Consider the following 19,108-nt stretch of genomic DNA (forward strand, 5'->3'; position numbering starts at 1 on the left):
ACGATGTGCCGGTAATGCGGCAGCATCGTGGGATCGTGCGCTCAACCTTGGTGGATAGCCTGCCAGCCTTCGGCGTAGTCGCTGTGTAGGGGCACCTGGTCAGGGGCGTTTTCCCCTCGAAGAACAATAAAACCTCGCGTTAAACCTGCATGGCCATGCCATCCACATTCATCGCTGCCTGGCGCAACGCTTCGGAGCGGGTGGGGTGGGGGTGGCAGGTGAGGGCGATATCTTCGGCCGAAGCCGAGAACTCCATGGCCACGCAGAATTCACCGATCATTTCGCTGACGCTCGGGCCCACCAGGTGCACACCCAGCACTTCGTCGGTTTTGGCATCGGCAAGCACCTTGGCGAAGCCTTCGGTCTCGTGGTTGATCTTGGCGCGGCTGTTGGCCGTGAAGGGGAATTTGCCCACTTTGTAGTCACGCCCTTCGGCCTGGAGCTGCTCTTCGGTCTTGCCCACGCTGGCCAGCTCCGGCCGGGTATAGATCACGCCAGGGATGAGGTTGTAGTTGACCTCATGCGGTTTGCCGGCGATGCGCTCGATGCAGGCCACTGCTTCGTCTTCTGCCTTGTGCGCCAGCATCGGCCCGGAAGTGACGTCGCCGATTACCCACAGCCCGGGCACTGAAGTGCGGTGGTGTTCGTTGCCGAGCATGCCGCGCTTGTCGGTTTCCAGGCCTGCGCTTTCCAGGTTCAGGCCTTTGGTATAGGGGCGGCGACCGATCGCCACCAATACATAATCGGCTTGCAGTGTTTCTGCCGCGCCACCCGCTGCGGGCTCCAAGGTCAAGGCCACGCCGTCGGCGCTGGCGGTCGCCTGGGTCACTTTGCTGCCCAGCTTGAACGCCATACCTTGCTTGGCCAATGCCTTCTGCAGGGTCTTGGCGGTTTCGCTGTCGGTGCCAGGGCAGATGCGATCGAGGTATTCGATGACCGTGACCTGGCTACCCAGCCGGCGCCACACCGACCCCAATTCGAGGCCGATCACCCCGGCACCGATGACGACCAGGTGCTTGGGCACCTGCGGCAACGACAGCGCGCCGGTCGAGTCGATGATGCGCTGGTTGTCGATGGTCACGCCTGGCAGCGGCGTCGGCTCGGAACCGGTGGCGATGACGATGTCTTTGGCCTGCAGCGTGGTTTCGCTGCCGTCCTGCGCCTTCACGACCACTTTGCCGACGCCATCCAGGCGGCCCCAGCCCTTGACCCAGTCGACCTTGTTCTTGCGGAACAGGTACTCGATGCCTTTGGTCAGGCCGGCCACGCTCTCGTCCTTCTGCTTCATCATCTGGGCGAGATTCAGCGTAGGTTTGACTTCGATGCCGAGGTGGGCGAACGCCTCACCGCTGGCGGCTTCGTAGAGTTCGGAAGCATGCAGCAGTGCCTTGGACGGCATGCAGCCGACGTTCAGGCAAGTGCCGCCCAAGGTCGAGCGGCCCTCCACGCAGGCGACACTTAGCCCAAGTTGGCCAGCGCGAATGGCTGCGTTGTAGCCGCCAGGGCCGCCGCCGATGATCACCACGTCATAGGTCTTCATGGTTCAACTCCAGGGATGTAGAAACGCGACAGGGGCATTAGGTTAGGCTGAGCCTTTAGAATTGTATACAATTTGCTGCGCATACCAGCGCGGCAGGGGCTAGACCCTGGTCTGATCGGGAGGAAACATCCCATGGATGAACTACTCTGATTCGACGACGTTCGAAATTTCGGGCGTCGTGGCCAATTACGGATAGGAGGGTCGTTCATGCTTGCGCAACTTCCACCGGCACTGCAGAGCTTGCATCTACCGCTGCGGCTGAAACTCTGGGACGGCAACCACTTCGATCTCGGGCCCAGCCCGCAGGTCACCATACTGGTCAGGGAACCCCAGTTGATCAGCCAGCTGACCCACCCGAGCATGGACCAGTTGGGCACGGCATTCGTCGAAGGCAAGTTGGAGCTGGAAGGCGATATCGGTGAGGCCATACGCGTTTGCGATGAGCTGAGTGAGGCACTGCTTACCGACGAAGACGACACGCCGCCCCAGCGCCTGGCGCATGACAAGACCACCGACGCCCAGGCCATTTCCTATCACTACGACGTTTCCAATGAGTTCTACCAGCTGTGGCTGGACCAGGACATGGTGTACTCGTGCGCTTATTTTCGCGAGCCGGACAATACCCTCGATCAGGCGCAGCAGGATAAGTTTGAGCACCTGTGCCGCAAGCTGCGGCTCGATGCGGGCGACTATCTGCTCGATGTGGGCTGTGGCTGGGGAGGGCTGGCGCGTTTCGCTGCCCGTGAGTATGGCGCCAAGGTATTCGGCATCACCCTCAGCAAAGAACAGTTGAAGCTCGGCCGGCAGCGGGTCAAGGCAGAGGGTCTGAGCGACAAGGTCGATTTACAGATACTCGATTACCGCGACCTGCCGCAAGACGGCCGCTTCGACAAGGTTGTCAGCGTGGGCATGTTCGAGCATGTCGGCCATGCCAACCTGGCGTTGTATTGCCAGAAGCTGTTCGGTGCGGTGAGGGAAGGGGGGCTGGTGATGAACCACGGCATCACCGCCAAGCATGTGGATGGTCGGCCGGTGGGGCGAGGTGCAGGCGAGTTCATCGATCGCTACGTGTTCCCACATGGTGAGCTGCCCCACCTGTCGATGATCAGTGCCAGCATCTGCGAAGCAGGGCTGGAGGTGGTGGACGTGGAGAGCTTGCGCCTGCACTACGCCAAGACCCTGCACCACTGGAGCGAGAATCTGGAGAACCAGTTGCACAAGGCGGCGGCACTGGTACCCGAGAAAACCCTGCGCATCTGGCGTTTGTACCTGGCCGGGTGTGCCTATGCGTTCCAGAAGGGCTGGATCAACCTGCACCAGATTCTGGCAGTGAAGCCCTATGCCGACGGGCATCACGACCTGCCCTGGACACGCGAGGATCTGTACCGCTGACAGCTACCTCTGGCCGGCGGCACCGGTTACAGGATTGGGGATATCAGGCGTGCAATGCGCATCCCCAATTGCTGTAGCCGGTGGGTGTCGCGGCTGTCCTCAACGGTTATCTCGCGCGCCTGCTCGAAGTCTTCATTCAACATACGTTCCACCTGGTCGGCAAAGCCACGGTCGACCGTCAGCAGGGTGATCTCGAAGTTCAGGCGGAATGAACGGTTGTCCAGGTTGGCACTGCCGATTGCGCTGACCTCGTCATCTACCAGTACCACCTTCTGGTGCAGGAAACCCGGCTGGTAGCGGAACATGCGTACGCCTGCGCGTACCGCTTCGAAGGCAAACAGGCTGGAGGCGGCATAGACAACCCGGTGGTCGGGGCGTGCCGGGATCAATACGCGCACATCCACCCCACGCAGTGCTGCCAGGCGCAATGCCGCGAACACCGCTTCGTCAGGGATGAAGTAGGGGGTGGCTATCCACACCCTGCGCGTGGCGGAGTGGATGGCTTCAAGGAAGAACAGTGCGCAGGTTTCCTGTGGGTCCGCCGGCCCACTGGCCAAGGCCTGGCAGAGCACGCCGTCGTCCGGGTAGGCATCTGGCAGAATCAGCGGCGGCAGCTGGCGCGAGGCCCAGTACCAGTCTTCGGCGAACGACTCTTGCAGGCAGGCCAGCACTGGCCCGCCGATCTGCACATGAGTATCGCGCCACGGTGAAAGCTGCGGGTCTTCACCCAGGTACTCGTCACCTACGTTATGCCCGCCGATGAAACCGACCAAGCCATCCACCACCACGATCTTGCGATGGTTGCGGAAGTTGACCTGAAAGCGGTTGAACCAACCACGCCGGGTGGCGAAAGCGTGAACCTGTACGCCGCCATCACGCAGCGCCTGGCTATAGCTGGCTGGCAAGGCATGGCTACCGACACGGTCGTACAACACAAAAACCTGAACCCCTTCAGCCGCCTTGCGCAGCAGCAGGTGCTGTAACGCCTTGCCGAGTTTGTCGTCATGGATGATGAAGAACTGCACCAGCACCACATCCCGGGCTTTTTCGATGGCCGCGAAAATGGCATCGAAGGTGGCCTTGCCATTGATCAGCAGCTTCACCTGGTTGTTCGCCAGGCAAGGCATGCGCCCCAGTTTTGGCATGGCGCGTAGCGCGGCGTAGCTTTCCGACTCGCGGGCGGTCAGGGCTTCTTCAACCCATGGTCGCCAGTTGAGGTTGGCCATTGCAACGTGCATTTCCTGGTTGGCTTGGCGCCGCGCCTTGATATACGCATTGAACGAACGGGCGCCGAACACCAGGTACGGTATAAGGGTGAAATAAGGAATGAAGAACAACGGCATCGCCCAGGCAATTGCGCCTTGGGCCGTGCGCACCGTGAACAACGCATGCAGTGCGGCTACGATACCCAGTAGATGAATCAGGCCAATTACATAACCAAAGAAATAGGGGCTGTGGTAATCCATATGCATCCTGCTCACCGAGTACTGTTGGCTAACAGAACACGTTCCCGGTGCACCTTGCAACCTGCGGATGGTTTTGGCGTCTAAGGCTCAGCCCGGCCCGCTTGGCCGGCTTTTTTCAGGAGTGTTCACCCATGAAGATTCGTCTGCCACTGTTGGCCCTTGTCCTCGGTATGAGCAGCCCGCTGGTGCATGCCCAGATGCTTCAACCGGGTTTGTGGGAGCTGACCACCAGCAACATGCAGGTCGATGGCAAGCCGTTACCTGACATGGGGTTCATGCTGGGGCAGCTCAAGAACCTGCCGCCGGAGCAGCGCGCGATGATGGAAGGCGTGCTGGCCAAACAAGGGGTGACGGTGGCTGGTAATGGCGTGCGTTCCTGCCTGACCGCCGAACAGGTGGCGACCAACGACATCCCGCTGCAGGATCCCAAATCCGGTTGCACGCAGAAAATCACTGACCGTACCGGCAACGTGTGGAAGTTCGAGTTCAGTTGCCCGAAGGCACAGGGCAGTGGCCAGGCGACGTTCCTCAGTGATCGGGAGTTCACCACCCAGGTCAGCGGCACCTTCAACGCGTCGGGTGTTCAGCAGCAAGGCAGCATGAACACCCGTGCGGTGTGGCTGGGCAGTGATTGCGGCACGGTCAAACCGCGCAGTTGAGGTCCCACTGCCACTGGCTGGTGGCAACAGCGTCGTGGGCATGCAGGCTTTCTGCATGTTCCACCCGCAGCCTGAAAGCAGCACTCCACTCCAATTGTCGCAGCGCCTGGTGCAGGCGCCGGGCAGCATCTTCACAGAACATCAGGTTTTGCCCGTTGGCTAAAGCGAAGGCCTGTTCGTCTGCACGCTTGACCGCAGTCTGTACCGCTGTGCCCAAGCGCATTTCGATGCAATCAATCAGCTCGGTAATCGGCAGATCACGCTGGCTGCTGCGCAGCCGTACCTGAATTTTCGCGCTACTGCGTTGGCTATGTGGGGTAGCGACGATGCCTTCGGCAGTGCCCAGCCAGTTCATTACCGCCGCGGTGTCGACCTGCGACCCGGGGAATTGCTGTTGGAACTGCTGTTGTATCAGTTGCCTGGCAAGCGCCGCCGAACATGGACAGGTGGACGAATAGGGCACGCAAACGGATAGTTCCACGTGGAACATTTCATTCTCGATGCGTGCATCGATGGTCACGGGATAGCTCTTCCAGCCTGCCAATGGGCTGATCAAGGCTGGTCTTTTAAGCAGGTGATCAAAGCCCAGGCGCAGATAAGCAGCGGAAGACAGCCTTTCGTGGCTGGTCAAAAAATCCGCCAAAAGCTGCCGAATTGCCAGCGGCGTAAGGGGCTGGTTTTCCAGGGCCTCCAATGCAAGGTAGAGCCGCGACATGTGGATGCCACGTGAATGGCCGTCTATCAGACTGACGCCTGCGTCGACGGTGGCAGCAGCGGGGCGCCCTTCGAACTGCACGGGCAAGGCTATGCCACACATGCCCACCCAGTTCAGTGGCAAGGCGAACGCATGAGTCTGTGAGGCGATATCGGGGAGCGTGTGCTGGTTCATTGGGGTTTCCACAGAAAAAGGTGTCAGCGGCAGCCGCCGATCATGCTGCAATGCAAATTGAAACGTTGCCCGCTGGAACTGGACACCCGGTTCAACGTGGTCCAGCCTACGCGGCGGCTGTAACCCACCCAGGCTTCGCCATCACTGGCCAGGCCGGTGAAGAAGGTCAACGAACCGTAACGGCTGTTGGTTTGAGCCCATAGCCGCCGCGTGACCGAGTCGAAACCGCGCAGGTAAAGTTCATTGCCGTGCGTGCGTACGCTGTAGTAACTCCCTTTGCCGTCCTGGCAGGAGAGCAGCGTGGCGCTGCGGGTACACAACGCCAGTGCAGTGCTCTGCGGCATGGCAACCAGTGAGGTGGGCATGGCGAACAACACCAATGCCATGGCGCGTGACAGTTTCATGTTTTGTCCCTGGTGAGCATTCGTCCGTCGAGAACGACTTGGCGAAATTGTATTGTTACTTTATAACATTGTGCAATGCATCGTTTCGAATGCGCTCGCCTGAAGGGGTTTCGCCATGTCCAATCGTCTTCCCGTTACTGTGCTGTCCGGCTTTCTGGGTGCCGGCAAAAGCACGTTGCTCAACCATGTATTGCGTAACCGTGACAACCTGCGGGTTGCCGTCATCGTCAACGACATGAGCGAAATCAACATCGATGCCAGCGAGGTGCAGCGCAACGTCAGCCTCAACCGCGCTGAAGAAAAGCTCGTCGAGATGAGCAACGGCTGCATCTGCTGCACCCTGCGTGAGGACCTGCTGGAAGAGGTAGCGCGGTTAGCCGCAGAAGGGCGCTTTGACTACCTGCTGATCGAGTCCACGGGCATTTCAGAGCCACTGCCGGTAGCAGAGACTTTCACCTTTCGCGACGAACAAGGCCGCAGCTTGTCCGACATGGCCCGGCTGGACACCATGGTCACGGTGGTCGATGGCCTGAACTTCCTGCGCGATTACCAGGCTGCAGATAGCCTGGCCAGCCGTGGCGAAACATTGGGCGAGGACGATGAGCGCTCGATCAGCGACCTGCTGATCGAACAGGTGGAATTTGCCGATGTACTGCTGCTGAGCAAGATCGACCTGATCAGCCAGCATGAGCGCGAAGAGCTCGTGGCCATTTTGCGCAGCCTCAATGCTCGGGCAGAGATCGTGCCGATGGTCATGGGCCAGGTGCCACTTGAGCGCATTCTCGATACGGGCCTGTTCGACTTCGACCAGGCGGCCCAGGCGCCAGGCTGGTTGCAGGAGCTACGCGGCGAGCACGTACCGGAAACCGATGAGTACGGGATTGCAGCCATGACCTGGCAAGCGCGGCGCCCGCTGCATCCCCAACGGTTCTACGACTTTATCCACACGCACTGGACCAACGGCCGCTTGCTCCGTTCCAAAGGTTTTTTCTGGTTGGCCAGCAAGTACCAGGAAGCCGGTAGCTGGTCGCAAGCGGGCGGGATGATGCGCCATGGGCTGGCGGGGCGCTGGTGGCGCTTCGTACCGCGCGACCAGTGGCCTGAGGATGTGGATAACACCAGTGCAATCCTTAAACACTGGACCGCTGAAACCGGCGATTGCCGGCAGGAATTGGTGTTCATCGGGCAGAACATCGACTTTGCCAAGTTATCCACAGCCCTTGACGCGTGCCTGTTGACCGACCAGGAAATGCAGCTTGGGCATATGGGCTGGTTGCGGCTGCCCGATCCGTTCGGACCGTGGCATGCGGAGTCCGCAGCATGAGCCTGGCATTCAGGCCTGTGGATATCTTTCAGGTGTTTGGCGAAACGCCGCAAACATTGGCTGAGGTCCTGCAGGATGGTGTCAACCTGGCCGTGTGGCGGCGGCGGCTGCCGGCGCAGTTGCAGGACTTTGCCGAACTGGTACTCAGCCTTGGCCAGCCTTTGACCGACCAACGGGTAATCGAGGTGCACGAGCAGCACGCGCCGGTCCTGCCGGACCTGCTGCGCGAAGCCGCTGACCTGCATGGCTATGAGTCATTTGTAGCCGATGTGACCTGGCTGGTCGCGGCCTACACCTGCCTGGTGGGTGCGCGCCGTGTGGGTTTACGCCTGCGCGTGCTGGATGGCCCCATGTGTCCGCGCTTCCATGTGGATAACGTGCCATTGCGCTTGCTCACATCCTACGTGGGGCCGGGCAGTGAATGGTTGCCTGAGGCAATCAGCCCCCGGCGAGAGTTACACACAGCACAGCCCCCTGTGGATAAAATTCAAACCCTTCAAGCCGGTGATGTCGCGCTGCTCAAGGGCGAGAAATGGCAAGGCAACGAAGGCGCAGGTCTGGTTCACCGCTCGCCTTCGGGCCAGCAGGGGCGTCTGCTGCTGAGCCTTGACTGGTTGGCCTGACGGCGCATAGTTAGGCTTTGCCACTGTTTGAACCAGGCCATGCTGCAGAACATACCTACCCACGTGATTGCCGGCCCGCTCGGCGCCGGTAAAACCACCCTGATCCGCCATTTGCTGGCGCAGCGGCCGCCCAATGAGCGCTGGGCGGTGCTGATCAATGAATTCGGCCTGGTTGGCCTGGATGCGGCGTTGCTCAGCCGGGATGAAGACGGTGTTGCCATTGGTGAAGTGGCCGGTGGTTGCCTGTGCTGCGTGAACGGTATGCCGTTCCAGGTCGGGCTAGGGCGTCTATTGCGCAAATCACGCCCTGACCGTTTGTTCATCGAGCCTTCAGGTTTGGGTCACCCGTTGCAATTGCAGGCACAGCTGCAGGCAGCGCCATGGGCTGGAGTGCTGACAATTCAGCCACTTGTCATGGTTTTGGATGCTCAAGCGGTGGTTCGCAACCAGCGGCTTTCCGATGCGCAACAGCAGGCGCTGAACGCCTGCGAATGTGTGATTCTGAATAAGTCAGAGGCTGTGGATGAATCATCTAAGTTGTTGATAAGTAATAAATTTAGCGACAGGAGGGTGCTGTGGGCGGTGCAGGGTGAAGTAGCGTTTCGTGGCCTACCCCAGGCACCTTCACAGATTGTTGACAGCCCGCTTTCCGCCGTCAGGATTGTCGACAATCTGGAAATAACCCCAGGTACGGTCTGGGCCGACCCCACCCAGCCGGTCTGCCTGGCCCAGCAAGGTGAGGGTGGTTGGAGTATTGGCTGGCGCTGGCACCCCAGCCAGCAGTTTTATCCACAGCGGCTAAGCACGTTCTTGCAGAATTTACCCTGGCGGCGCGCCAAGGGGGTTATCCACAGCCCGGAGGGGTGGCAGGCTTTCAATGGGCTGAATGGGAGTCTGCCCGCCTCGCAGCCCAGCGAGTGGCGCAGGGACAGCCGCATCGAGCTGATTTTCGATCAGCCACAGTCGCAACCGGCGCTGCAGGCCGGCTTGCGCGAGTGCCGCATCAGCTGATCAGTTTCGCCAGCGGTTGTGTTCCTGGCGCCACTGCTGCATCTCGATAACGTTGTCGGTGCGCGGCGGGGTCTTGATCTCGAACGGGTAGGGTGCCAGTTCTATCTGCACGCTGTGCGCACCGAACTGTGTCACGCTACCGGGGTGGCGCTGCTCGCCAGTGACGGTGAACTCGAAGGCATAGATGCGGGCCAGGCGCTTGCGGCCATTGGCATCGCGCACAAAGCCGATGCGCTTGAGCGCCACGGCGTCGTCAAGCAACTCGAGGTCCATTTTGGCGCAATGCTGTTTGACCCGTTCCAGGGCTTTCTCGCGCAACCCATGGTTGTGCCACAACCAGGCGCCTGCCGTGGCTACCAGCATCAGGACGAAGAGGTTCTCCAGGGTCAACATTTGCTTATGCTCCAAACAGGTAGATCCAGCTTAACTGCGTCCCTGGCCTGTCGTACAGGTGACAATCGAGTTCATACTGCGTCGCGCACCATTCTTTGAAACAGCTTTGGAAAACACCCGCATGAAACGTACTCCGCACCTGCTCGCCATTCAGTCCCATGTGGTGTTCGGCCACGCCGGCAACAGCGCCGCGGTGTTCCCCATGCAGCGGATCGGGGTCAACGTGTGGCCGCTCAATACCGTGCAGTTCTCCAACCACACACAGTATGGCCAGTGGGCGGGCGATGTGCTTGCTCCAGCGCAAATTCCTGCGTTGGTCGAAGGTATTTCCAACATCGGTGAACTGGGGCACTGCGATGCGGTGCTTTCCGGTTACCTGGGCAGTGCCGAACAAGGGCGGGCGATTCTGGCCGGGGTACAGCGGATCAAAACGGTGAACCCCAAGGCGTTGTACCTCTGTGACCCGGTCATGGGGCACGCCGAGAAGGGTTGCATCGTACCGCCAGAGGTCAGCCAGTTCCTGCTCGACGAAGCGGTGGCCAAGGCCGACATCCTGTGCCCCAACCAGCTGGAGCTGGACAGCTTCTGTGGGCGCCGCGCGCAGTCGCTGGAGGATTGCGTGCACATGGCGCGCAGCTTGCTGCAGCGCGGGCCGCAGGTGGTCGTGGTCAAGCACCTGGCCTACCCCGGGCGGTGCGAGGACCAGTTCGAAATGCTGCTGGTGACGGCCCAGCACTGCTGGCACCTGCGGCGCCCGCTGCTGGCGTTTCCGCGTCAGCCAGTGGGGGTCGGCGACCTGACTTCCGGGCTGTTCCTGGCCAGGGTATTGCTGGGCGACAGCTGGGTGCAGGCATTCGAGTTCACTGCCGCCGCGGTGCATGAAGTGCTGTTGGAAACCCAGGCCTGTGCCAGCTACGAACTGCAGCTGGTACGGGCCCAGGATCGCATCGCCCACCCGCGTGTGCGCTTCGAAGCGCAGTCGCTGGCGTTTTAAATAGCGTCGGTTTTCAGGTCCTGGTAGCGCTTTTCAAGTTCCTGGCGGATCTGGCGGCGCTGCTGCCCCTGCAGGAAGCGGCGCTTTTCTTCACTGCTTTGCGGCTGACGCGGCGGTACCGGCACAGGGCGGCGATTGTCGTCCACCGCTACCATGGTGAAGAAGCAGCTGTTGGAGTGGCGCACCGAGCGCTCGCGAATGTTCTCGGTCACCACTTTGATGCCCACTTCCATCGAGGTATTGCCGGTATAGTTGACGGACGCCAGGAACGTCACCAGCTCGCCCACGTGTACCGGCTCGCGGAAGATCACCTGGTCCACCGACAATGTCACCACATAGCTGCCTGCATAACGGCTGGCGCATGCATAGGCCACTTCGTCGAGGTATTTGAGCAGGGTGCCGCCATGTACGTTGCCAGAAAAGTTGGCCATGTCCGGGGTCATCAGGACGGTCATGCTCAGCTGGGCGTTTCCAGGTTCCATAAGGTGCTCACGGTTAGGTTGCGCTGAATCGGGCGAATGGAGGGGGTGATCTGCTGACACGGGTTTTCCCTCTTGTGAATTTGCCTCGTTGCTACGGGACGTTGCCGGGGGCGTAGCGGTCACGCTGATCATGCCATCAGCGGCGCTTTTCCAGCCGATCTGTTTCTGCATATTGCGCCGGCTTTTTGCAGCCGATCGCGATGTTAACCTGAGTACGCCCATGCACCATGGGCGTTCCTGCATTCAATACAGTATGTACTTGCTGCTCGCTCAGGTTTGCCCCGGCAGAGGAGCGGTTTGCCCAGGCATTCATAAAAGACGAGAAAAGGAGTATCACGCCATGCATGCCATCAGCTTCATCCAGGACCTGGCAGTCATCATGCTGGTCGCTGGCGTGGTCACCATCCTGTTTCACCGCCTCAAACAGCCGGTCGTGCTTGGTTATATTGTCGCCGGCTTCATCATCGGCCCGCACACCCCGCCATTCGGCCTTATCCACGACGAAGACACCATCAAGACCCTCGCCGAGCTGGGGGTTATCTTCCTGATGTTCTGCCTGGGGCTTGAGTTCAGCCTGCGCAAGTTGTTCAGGGTGGGCGCCACGGCATTCATCGCGGCGTTCCTCGAAATTGTGCTGATGATCTGGATCGGCTTCGAGATCGGCCGCTGGTTTGGCTGGAACACCATGGACTCGCTGTTCCTGGGTGCCATCCTGGCCATTTCCTCGACCACCATCATCGTCAAGGCGCTCAACGACCTGAAGATGAAGAACGAGCGCTTTGCCCAGCTGATCTTTGGCGTGCTCATCGTCGAGGACATTCTTGGCATTGGCATCATTGCCCTGCTCTCAGGTATCGCCGTCAGCGGCACGGTCAGCTCGGGGGAGGTATTCTCCACTGTCGGCAAGCTGTCGTTGTTCATGATCGTTGCCTTGGTCATCGGTATCCTGTTGGTGCCGAGGCTGCTGGCCTACGTGGCCCGGTTCGAGAGCAACGAGATGTTGCTGATTACCGTGCTGGGGCTGTGCTTCGGCTTCTGCCTGCTGGTCGTCAAGCTCGAATACAGCATGGTCCTGGGCGCCTTCCTGATTGGCGCGATCATGGCCGAGTCACGCCAGTTGCTGAAGATCGAGCGCCTGATCGAACCCGTACGCGACCTGTTCAGCGCCATTTTCTTCGTCGCCATCGGCTTGATGATCGACCCGCAGGTGCTGGTCGAATACGCTTGGCCGATTGTGGTCATTACCCTGGCGGTGGTATTGGGCAAGATGGTGTCCTGCGGCATGGGCGCGTTCATTGCCGGTAACGATGGGCGTACCTCGCTGCGCGTGGGCATGGGGCTTTCGCAGATTGGCGAATTCTCCTTCATCATTGCCGCACTGGGCATGACCCTGCAGGTAACCAGCGACTTCCTGTACCCCGTGGCGGTCGCCGTATCGGCTATCACGACCCTGCTTACGCCCTACCTGATCCGCGCAGCCGACCCGCTTTCGCAAAAACTGGGCAATGTCGTGCCCGGGCGCCTGGCGCGGGTGCTGTCGTTGTATGGCGAGTGGTTGCGCAACATTCAACCGCAGGGCGAGGGTGCCATGCTCGCGGCAATGATCCGGCGCATCCTCCTGCAGGTTGGGGTGAACCTGGCGCTGGTGATCGCGATCTTCTTCAGCGGCGGCTATTTTGCCGGGCGCATCGGTAACTGGCTCAGCGAATGGGTCAGCGACATCAGCCAGCAGAAGGCGATGATCTGGGGCGCGGCGTTATTGCTGTCGCTGCCGTTCCTGATCGCGGCCTACCGCAAGCTCAAGGCGCTGTCGATGCTGCTGGCCGAGATGGGCGTGAAGCCGGAAATGGCCGGGCGGCATACCCAGCGGGTGCGGCGGGTGATTGCCGAAGTGATTCCGCTGTTGTCGTTACTGGTGATTTTCCTGCTGCTGTCGGCATTGTCAGCGAGCATCTTGCCGACCAACGAATTGCTGTTGGTGATTGCCGTGGTCGCTGCGGTGGTGGTGGCCTTGCTGTGGCGCTGGCTCATTCGCGTGCACACGCGCATGCAGATCGCCTTGCTGGAAACGCTGGAGAACAGCCGCGAGAACTCGCACTGAGTGCCACCCGGCCGCAGCGACAGCGGCGCCTACCGGTTCACCACACGCTTGGCCGTTGTGGGTACCTGTAGGCGCCGCTGCACCGGAATTGGTGGGGAAGATCAGCTTTCCAGCCACACATCCCGTGCCCAGTGCCATACCGATTCCCAGCTGTCCTCACCGACCAGCTCTTCCTCGGCATCCCACAGCACCACGGTGCCATCTTCCTCTACGCAGTAGTAGTTGGCGCCGTCCTGGCACAACGGGATCAGCTCACGCGGTACGCCCGCATCCCAGGCGTTGGCTGCCACCTCGGGCAGGTAGGTGTGCGACTGTGGATCGGTACAAGTTACAGGCTCCAGTGAGCCGTACACCACATCGCTCACAGTCAGCAAAAACTCTTTGAACACGTATGGAATGTTGATGAACAGCTGCTCTTCTATCTCTACCAGCTGGTCCTCATCGGGAAGCTCCAAAGGTACCGGCACCGGCTCGTTGGCTTCACGGAGTTGTTCGATCACTTCTTCCACGGTTCACTTCCTCTGACCTAGATGACAACTTTGCGCGTTATACCCTAGTAGGCCACTCTGACAAAAGCAAAAACCCCGGGGCAAGCCCGGGGTTCTTGGTACGGCGCGCAGCGGTTAGCTGTTTTGACGGATACCGGCTACCAGCCAAGGCTGGTTCTCACCTGGGGCACGCACCATGTGCCAGCTTTCGCTGAACAGTTCGCCCTGGTCGAAGCGCGAGTTTTTCGACACGCCGCGGAAGGTCAGGGTGGCGTCGGTGCGGTCTGGGCGGTCATCGACGCCGTCCAGTTGCACTTCGAGGTTATCGATGTAGGTGGACTGGAAGCCATCACCCAACTCGGCGCGCTCACGCTTGAGGAACTCAAGCATCTGCGGCGTGACGAACTCGGCGATCTTGTCCATCTCGTTGGCATCCCAGTGCTGCTGCAGCGACTGGAAGTGGTTGCGAGCGGCAGCCAGGAAGCTCTGTTCGTTGAACCAGGCAGGTGCGTTGATCACCGGGGCGGCGGCAGGCGCGGCCGAACCACCGAACACCGACGGCTGTGCAGGCTGGCCGTGGGCTTCACGCTGCATCGGCGCGTGGCCTGGCATGGCCATTTGCGGTTGTTGCTGGCGACGACGCGCGGCAATGAAGCGGAACACCAGGAAGGCGATGAGCGCCACGATCAGGAAGTCCATGATCTGGAAGCCCTCGAAACCGTCGCCCATGAACATGGACGCCAGCAGGCCGCCGGCGGCCAGGCCAGCGAGTGGGCCCAACCAGCGCGAAGCACCGCTGGCGGCCGGGGCGGCACGACCAGGTGCGGTCGGCGCGGCGGCTGGCGCGGTTGGTGTGGCCTGGCGGGTCTGGTGAATAGGCGCGGAGCCCGAGCTCTTGCCGCCGCCGAAACGCTTGGCGTTGGCGTCCAGGCTCAGCGTCAGGCCGACGCAAAGCGCCAGTGCGATGCTAAGAAAACGTTGCATAATTGGGATATCCCCTGTTGTGGATTGCACGCGCGTCATGGTGCACAGGTTCCCGGGCACATGACCAGCGACATAATGTTTCCAGCTTTTGCCTGAATGTTACAACGCCGGCACCACCGCCCTTGAGCGCGCCCCCAAAAAGGCAGCCACTGCAAGGAACGGTACTGGCACAGGCGTCAGATCGCCTCGAGTTTGGCATACCCCAGCATCAGCCATTTGCTGCCTTCGGCAAAATTCACCTGCACCCGTGCCTGGGCGCCGGAGCCCTCGAAGTTGAGGATCACACCTTCGCCAAACACCGCGTGCTGCACCCGCTGGCCGAGGTTGAAGGCGGTTTGCGGGATGTTGGCATTGTCGAACAGGTGGCTGTTGGTGGCTGTCTTGGGGGCGCCGAACGGGCGGCTGACGCTGTTGGAAAGGCGTACTTCCTGAACCAGCCCCGGTGGAATTTCGCGAACGAAGCGCGACACCTTGTTGTAGGTTTCGCTGCCATACAGGCGGCGTGTCTCGGCATATGTCATGACCAGTTGGCGCATCGCACGGGTGATGCCGACATAGGCCAGGCGACGTTCCTCTTCCAGGCGGCCAGGTTCCTCGAGGCTCATCTTGTGCGGGAACAGCCCTTCTTCCATGCCGACCAGGAATACGTAGGGGAACTCCAGGCCCTTGGCGCTGTGCAAGGTCATCAGCTGGATGCTGTCCTCATGTTCGTCCGCCTGGCTGTCGCCGGCTTCCAGCGAAGCATGGCCGAGGAAAGCCGAGAGCGGAGAGAGGTCGGCATCTTCTTCGGTGGATTCGAAGTTGCGCGCTGCGCTGACCAGTTCCTCAAGGTTTTCTACCCGTGCCTGGCCCTTTTCACCCTTTTCTTCCTGGTGATAGCTAATCAGCCCGGACTGCTCGATGGTGGTCTGGGTCATGGTATGCAGCGGCATGTCCGCAACCTTGGCAGCCAGCCCTTCGATCAGTTCGATGAAGGCCCCCAGAGCACTGGCGGCGCGGCCTTTCAACGCCTTGGCGGCGATCAGCTGGCACATGGCCCCCCACATGGAAAGCTGGCTGTGGCGGGCGTGCTCGCGGATGGCTTCGACGGTTTTTTCGCCAATGCCGCGTGGGGGTACGTTGATTACCCGCTCCAGTGCGGCATCGTTGCCACGCCCTTCGATCAAGCGCAGGTAGGCCATGGCGTTCTTGATTTCGGCGCGCTCGAAGAAGCGTTGGCCGCCATAGATGCGGTACGGCACGCGTTCGCGCAGCAAGGCTTCTTCCAGCACCCGTGACTGGGCGTTGGAGCGGTACAGGATGGCGATGTCGTTGCGCGCGTTACCCTGCTTGATCAGGCCTTCGATGGTTTCCACCACGTAGCGCGCTTCGTCGTGCTCGTTGTAGGCCGCGTACAGGGTCAGGGGTTCGCCTTCACCCAGGTCGGTCCACAGCTCTTTGCCCAAGCGCCCGCTGTTGTTGGCAATCAGCGCGTTGGCAGCCTTGAGGATGCCGCCGGTGGAGCGGTAGTTCTGCTCCAGGCGGATCATTTCGGCGTCGGGGAAGTCGGCGGTGTACTGGTGGATGTTCTCGATCTTGGCACCGCGCCAGCCGTAGATCGACTGGTCGTCATCGCCCACCGCCATCAGGCTGGCGCCACCGCGCGCCAACAGGCGCAGCCAGGCGTACTGCACGGCGTTGGTGTCCTGGAACTCGTCGACCAGCACGTGCTGGAAGCGCCGCTGGTAATGCTCCAGCAGGCTGGGGTGGTCACGCCACAGGTCCAGTGCGCGCAACAGCAGCTCGGAAAAGTCGATCACCCCGGCGCGTTCGCAGGCCTGCTCGTAGGCGGTATACACCTCGCGCATGGTGGCCAGGAACAGATCGCCACCGGCCTGGATATGTTGCGGGCGCAGCCCCTCGTCCTTCTGGCCGTTGATGAACCACTGGGCCTGGCGGGCCGGCCACTTCTGTTCATCCAGGCCCAGCTCGCGCATCACCCGCTTGATGAGGCGCTGTTGGTCGTCGCTGTCGAGGATCTGGAAGTTCTGCACCAGCCGCGCTTCCTGCCAGTGTGCCCGCAGCAGGCGATGGGCCAGGCCGTGGAAGGTGCCGACCCACATGCCAGCTGGGTTGATGCCCAGCAATTGCTCGATCCGCTGGCGCATTTCCGCGGCGGCCTTGTTGGTGAACGTCACCGACAGGATCGAGTGCGGCGAGGCCTGCTCTACCTGGATCAGCCAGGCGATACGGTGCACCAGCACGCGGGTTTTACCGGAACCGGCGCCGGCAAGCACCAGTTGACGCCCAAGCGCGGCCGCTACGGCCTGGCGTTGGGCATCGTTGAGGGAGTTCAGCAGGAGGGAGAGGTCGTCTGTGTGCATCCGGCCATTCTAGGGCGCGGCTGAGAAGGGGTAAATGGTACTGTATAAATACTCACCTGCCCAAGCGCCGAACGGTGCATGCGCAAGGCCGCCGCGCCGGGCGTGCAAGCCGACGTGGCGGTTGTCAGCGAAATCAAGCAGTGATCAGGATTTCGTCGATCTCGGCAAGCAGCGTGCCTTCGTGGAAAATTTCCACGCTGGCGATGGCTTCAGTGCCGGTTGGCATCTCGAAATGCACCTCCTTGTCACACAACACCTGGATGAAGCTGCCGCCTTCCGATTTCAATTCCAGGTCCAGGGCCAGGGTACCCGGTTGCCCGTCGCGCTTGACCAGCACGGGGTCGACGCCAGGGTTGGCGACGGTGACGGTACCTGCAACCCGCACCCGCGCCCCTGGGGGCATCCTGTCATGTTGGGCTTTCCAGTTCTTGCTGTTGATCATGTCTGCAGCTCCATTAGTACGAAGGGCGAAATGCGCCTTCCGACCAGAGCGTGCAACAAGCCCCAGCCCAGCCACAGCATGAAACTTTTCAGCTATGCCAGACCCTGCCATGGCGTGCCAGCAGGCTGGTAGCCTGCTCTGGCCCGTTGCTGCCAGCCGAATACGGGCGTGGGGCCTGGAAGTGTTCTTCACAGCCCTTGATCACGGGGTCGATCCAGGCCCAGGCGGCTTCTACTTCATCACGGCGCATGAACAGCGTGGAGTCGCCCTCCAGCACATCCAGTAACAGGCGCTCGTAAGCCTCCCAGCGGCGGGTCTGGCTGAAAACCTGGGCCAGGTTCAGGTCGAGGTCGACCGGCTCAAGGCGCATGCCCTTGCCTGGGCTTTTGGTCATCATGCGCAGGCTGATGCGTTCCTCTGGTTGCAACTGGATCAGCAGCTGGTTCACCTGGCCACCGTTGAACAGCTCATGGGGCACCGGTTTGAACTGAATAACGATTTGCGACGAGCGCCGTGCCATGCGCTTGCCCGTGCGCAGGTAAAACGGCACGCCAGCCCAGCGCCAGTTGTCGATGTGTGCCTCGATGGCGATGAACGTTTCGGTGTCGCTGTCATTGTCGACGTCTTTTTCGAAGTAATAGGCCGGCACTTCCTGGCCGCCGATGCGGCCCGGGCCGTATTGGCCACGGACCGTCTTGTCCTGCACGTCCTGGCCAGTGATCGGCTTGAGCGCGCGCAGTATTTTCACTTTTTCATCGCGTACCGCTTCGGCCTCGAACTGCGCGGGCGGCTCCATCGCCACCAGGCACAGCAACTGCAGTAAGTGATTTTGCAGCATGTCGCGGATCGCGCCAGCCTTGTCGTAATAGCCGCCCCGGTTCTCTACACCCAGGGTTTCGCACACGCTGATCTGCACGTGATCGACCTGGTTGTTGCGCCACACCGGCTCCAGCAGGGCGTTGGCAAAGCGCAGCGCCATCAGGTTTTGCACGGTTTCCTTGCCCAGGTAGTGGTCGATACGGAATACCTGGGTTTCTTCGAACACCGCGCCAATCGCTTCGTTGATGGCGGTGGCCGACTCCAGCGAGTGGCCGATCGGCTTCTCCAGCACGATGCGTGCTTCGCCGTCGGCCAGGCCGGCGGTGTGCAGGTGGTTGGCAATGGGGACGAACAGCTTGGGTGCGGTGGCCAGGTAGAAGATGCGCGTGAGCCCGCCGGGTTCACCCAGGTAGCGCGCCAGGCGGCCGAAGTCGGCGCTCTGTGACGCGTCCATGGGGAAGTAGTCGAGGCGTGCGGAAAAACGCTGCCACACTTCTTCGTCAAAGTCGGTAAGGGCAACCTGTGCCCGGCAGTGGCGCTCGGCGAGCTTCAGGTAGTCATTGCGTGGCAGGTTGCGGCGGGCCAGTGCGATGACGCGTACTGCAGGGTTGAGGCGGGCCTCGCGGAACAGGTGGTAGAGCGCCGGAAGCAGTTTGTGCAGGGCCAGATCGCCGGTGCCGCCGAATACCAGAATGTCGCAAGGAATAGTCAAACCACCACTCTCCACGTTCGTT

Annotated in this window: 19 protein-coding genes; 7 read left to right on the plus strand and 12 right to left on the minus strand. The window is 60.9% G+C overall.

What is annotated here, in order from left to right; genetic code table 11:
- Positions 1-139: 139 nt before the first annotated feature.
- Positions 140-1,540, minus strand: a complete 1,401-nt coding sequence (gene lpdA / locus B3361_RS15445; protein WP_054904305.1) for a dihydrolipoyl dehydrogenase — start codon at positions 1,538-1,540, stop codon at positions 140-142.
- A gap of 207 nt (positions 1,541-1,747) precedes the next feature.
- Between lpdA and cfaB the strand changes: the two genes are divergently transcribed.
- Positions 1,748-2,932, plus strand: a complete 1,185-nt coding sequence (gene cfaB, locus B3361_RS15450; RefSeq protein WP_029886462.1) for a C17 cyclopropane fatty acid synthase CfaB — start codon at positions 1,748-1,750, stop codon at positions 2,930-2,932.
- A gap of 26 nt (positions 2,933-2,958) precedes the next feature.
- Here cfaB and cls read toward each other — a convergent pair whose 3' ends face one another.
- Positions 2,959-4,398: a cardiolipin synthase gene (gene cls, locus B3361_RS15455; protein ID WP_054904306.1), complete on the minus strand. Its 1,440-nt coding sequence runs from the start codon at positions 4,396-4,398 to the stop codon at positions 2,959-2,961.
- Positions 4,399-4,529: 131 nt separating this feature from the next.
- Here cls and B3361_RS15460 point away from each other — a divergent pair, with 131 nt between their 5' ends.
- On the plus strand, positions 4,530-5,057 hold the full coding sequence (locus B3361_RS15460) for a DUF3617 domain-containing protein (protein ID WP_009683544.1): 528 nt from the start codon (positions 4,530-4,532) through the stop codon (positions 5,055-5,057).
- On the opposite strand, the gene folE2 is transcribed toward B3361_RS15460, so the two are convergent.
- Both folE2 and B3361_RS15470 read right to left on the minus strand, forming a co-directional pair.
- Entirely contained in the window at positions 5,041-5,946 is a 906-nt protein-coding gene (gene folE2, locus B3361_RS15465; protein ID WP_054904307.1) for a GTP cyclohydrolase FolE2, read from the minus strand. The two genes, B3361_RS15460 and folE2, sit on opposite strands and share 17 nt — an antisense overlap.
- A 23-nt stretch (positions 5,947-5,969) precedes the next feature.
- Positions 5,970-6,350, minus strand: coding sequence for a hypothetical protein (locus tag B3361_RS15470; RefSeq protein WP_009683542.1), 381 nt, complete (start codon positions 6,348-6,350; stop codon positions 5,970-5,972).
- Positions 6,351-6,465: 115 nt separating this feature from the next.
- On the opposite strand from B3361_RS15470, the gene zigA reads away from it, so the two are divergent.
- From zigA to B3361_RS15485, 3 genes are read left to right on the plus strand one after another with little or no spacing between them, the layout of a single operon-like run.
- Positions 6,466-7,674 carry a zinc metallochaperone GTPase ZigA gene (gene zigA, locus B3361_RS15475; RefSeq protein ID WP_054904308.1) on the plus strand — a complete coding sequence of 403 codons (1,209 nt, stop codon included), beginning with the start codon at positions 6,466-6,468 and terminating at the stop codon, positions 7,672-7,674.
- A complete protein-coding gene (locus B3361_RS15480) occupies positions 7,671-8,297 on the plus strand; it encodes a DUF1826 domain-containing protein (RefSeq protein ID WP_054904309.1) in 627 nt (208 codons plus the stop codon). Before zigA ends, B3361_RS15480 begins: the two co-directional genes overlap by 4 nt.
- A 39-nt stretch (positions 8,298-8,336) precedes the next feature.
- A complete protein-coding gene (locus B3361_RS15485) occupies positions 8,337-9,308 on the plus strand; it encodes a CobW family GTP-binding protein (protein WP_054904310.1) in 972 nt (323 codons plus the stop codon).
- On the opposite strand, the gene B3361_RS15490 is transcribed toward B3361_RS15485, so the two are convergent.
- Entirely contained in the window at positions 9,309-9,701 is a 393-nt protein-coding gene (locus tag B3361_RS15490; RefSeq protein WP_054904311.1) for a DUF3301 domain-containing protein, read from the minus strand.
- Between the two features lie 121 nt (positions 9,702-9,822).
- Between B3361_RS15490 and pdxY the strand changes: the two genes are divergently transcribed.
- Positions 9,823-10,695, plus strand: coding sequence for a pyridoxal kinase PdxY (pdxY, locus tag B3361_RS15495; protein WP_054904312.1), 873 nt, complete (start codon positions 9,823-9,825; stop codon positions 10,693-10,695).
- Here pdxY and B3361_RS15500 read toward each other — a convergent pair.
- On the minus strand, positions 10,692-11,177 hold the full coding sequence (locus B3361_RS15500; protein ID WP_009683536.1) for an acyl-CoA thioesterase: 486 nt from the start codon (positions 11,175-11,177) through the stop codon (positions 10,692-10,694). The two genes, pdxY and B3361_RS15500, sit on opposite strands and share 4 nt — an antisense overlap.
- Positions 11,178-11,313: 136 nt before the next feature.
- Positions 11,314-11,523 carry a hypothetical protein gene (locus B3361_RS15505; protein WP_125854445.1) on the minus strand — a complete coding sequence of 70 codons (210 nt, stop codon included), beginning with the start codon at positions 11,521-11,523 and terminating at the stop codon, positions 11,314-11,316.
- On the opposite strand from B3361_RS15505, the gene B3361_RS15510 reads away from it, so the two are divergent.
- Positions 11,518-13,278, plus strand: a complete 1,761-nt coding sequence (locus tag B3361_RS15510; protein WP_154211358.1) for a cation:proton antiporter — start codon at positions 11,518-11,520, stop codon at positions 13,276-13,278. The two genes, B3361_RS15505 and B3361_RS15510, sit on opposite strands and share 6 nt — an antisense overlap.
- Before the next feature lie 101 nt (positions 13,279-13,379).
- Here the strand turns inward: B3361_RS15510 and B3361_RS15515 are convergent, their stop codons facing one another.
- From B3361_RS15515 to zwf, 5 genes are all read right to left on the minus strand, one after another.
- Entirely contained in the window at positions 13,380-13,787 is a 408-nt protein-coding gene (locus B3361_RS15515; protein ID WP_009683533.1) for an SMI1/KNR4 family protein, read from the minus strand.
- Between the two features lie 114 nt (positions 13,788-13,901).
- Positions 13,902-14,750: a Tim44 domain-containing protein gene (locus tag B3361_RS15520; protein WP_054904314.1), complete on the minus strand. Its 849-nt coding sequence runs from the start codon at positions 14,748-14,750 to the stop codon at positions 13,902-13,904.
- 176 nt (positions 14,751-14,926) lie between these two features.
- Positions 14,927-17,113, minus strand: a complete 2,187-nt coding sequence (gene uvrD, locus B3361_RS15525; RefSeq protein ID WP_054904315.1) for a DNA helicase II — start codon at positions 17,111-17,113, stop codon at positions 14,927-14,929.
- A gap of 133 nt (positions 17,114-17,246) precedes the next feature.
- On the minus strand, positions 17,247-17,555 hold the full coding sequence (locus tag B3361_RS15530; RefSeq protein ID WP_054904316.1) for a hypothetical protein: 309 nt from the start codon (positions 17,553-17,555) through the stop codon (positions 17,247-17,249).
- A gap of 88 nt (positions 17,556-17,643) precedes the next feature.
- Positions 17,644-19,086 (minus strand): glucose-6-phosphate dehydrogenase, encoded by a 1,443-nt coding sequence (zwf, locus tag B3361_RS15535; RefSeq protein WP_054904317.1) that lies wholly within the window; start codon positions 19,084-19,086, stop codon positions 17,644-17,646.
- Between the last annotated feature and the right edge of the window lie 22 nt (positions 19,087-19,108).

Source organism: Pseudomonas sp. UBA6699, assembly GCF_002454615.1.
Lineage (GTDB): Bacteria > Pseudomonadota > Gammaproteobacteria > Pseudomonadales > Pseudomonadaceae > Aquipseudomonas > Aquipseudomonas juntendi.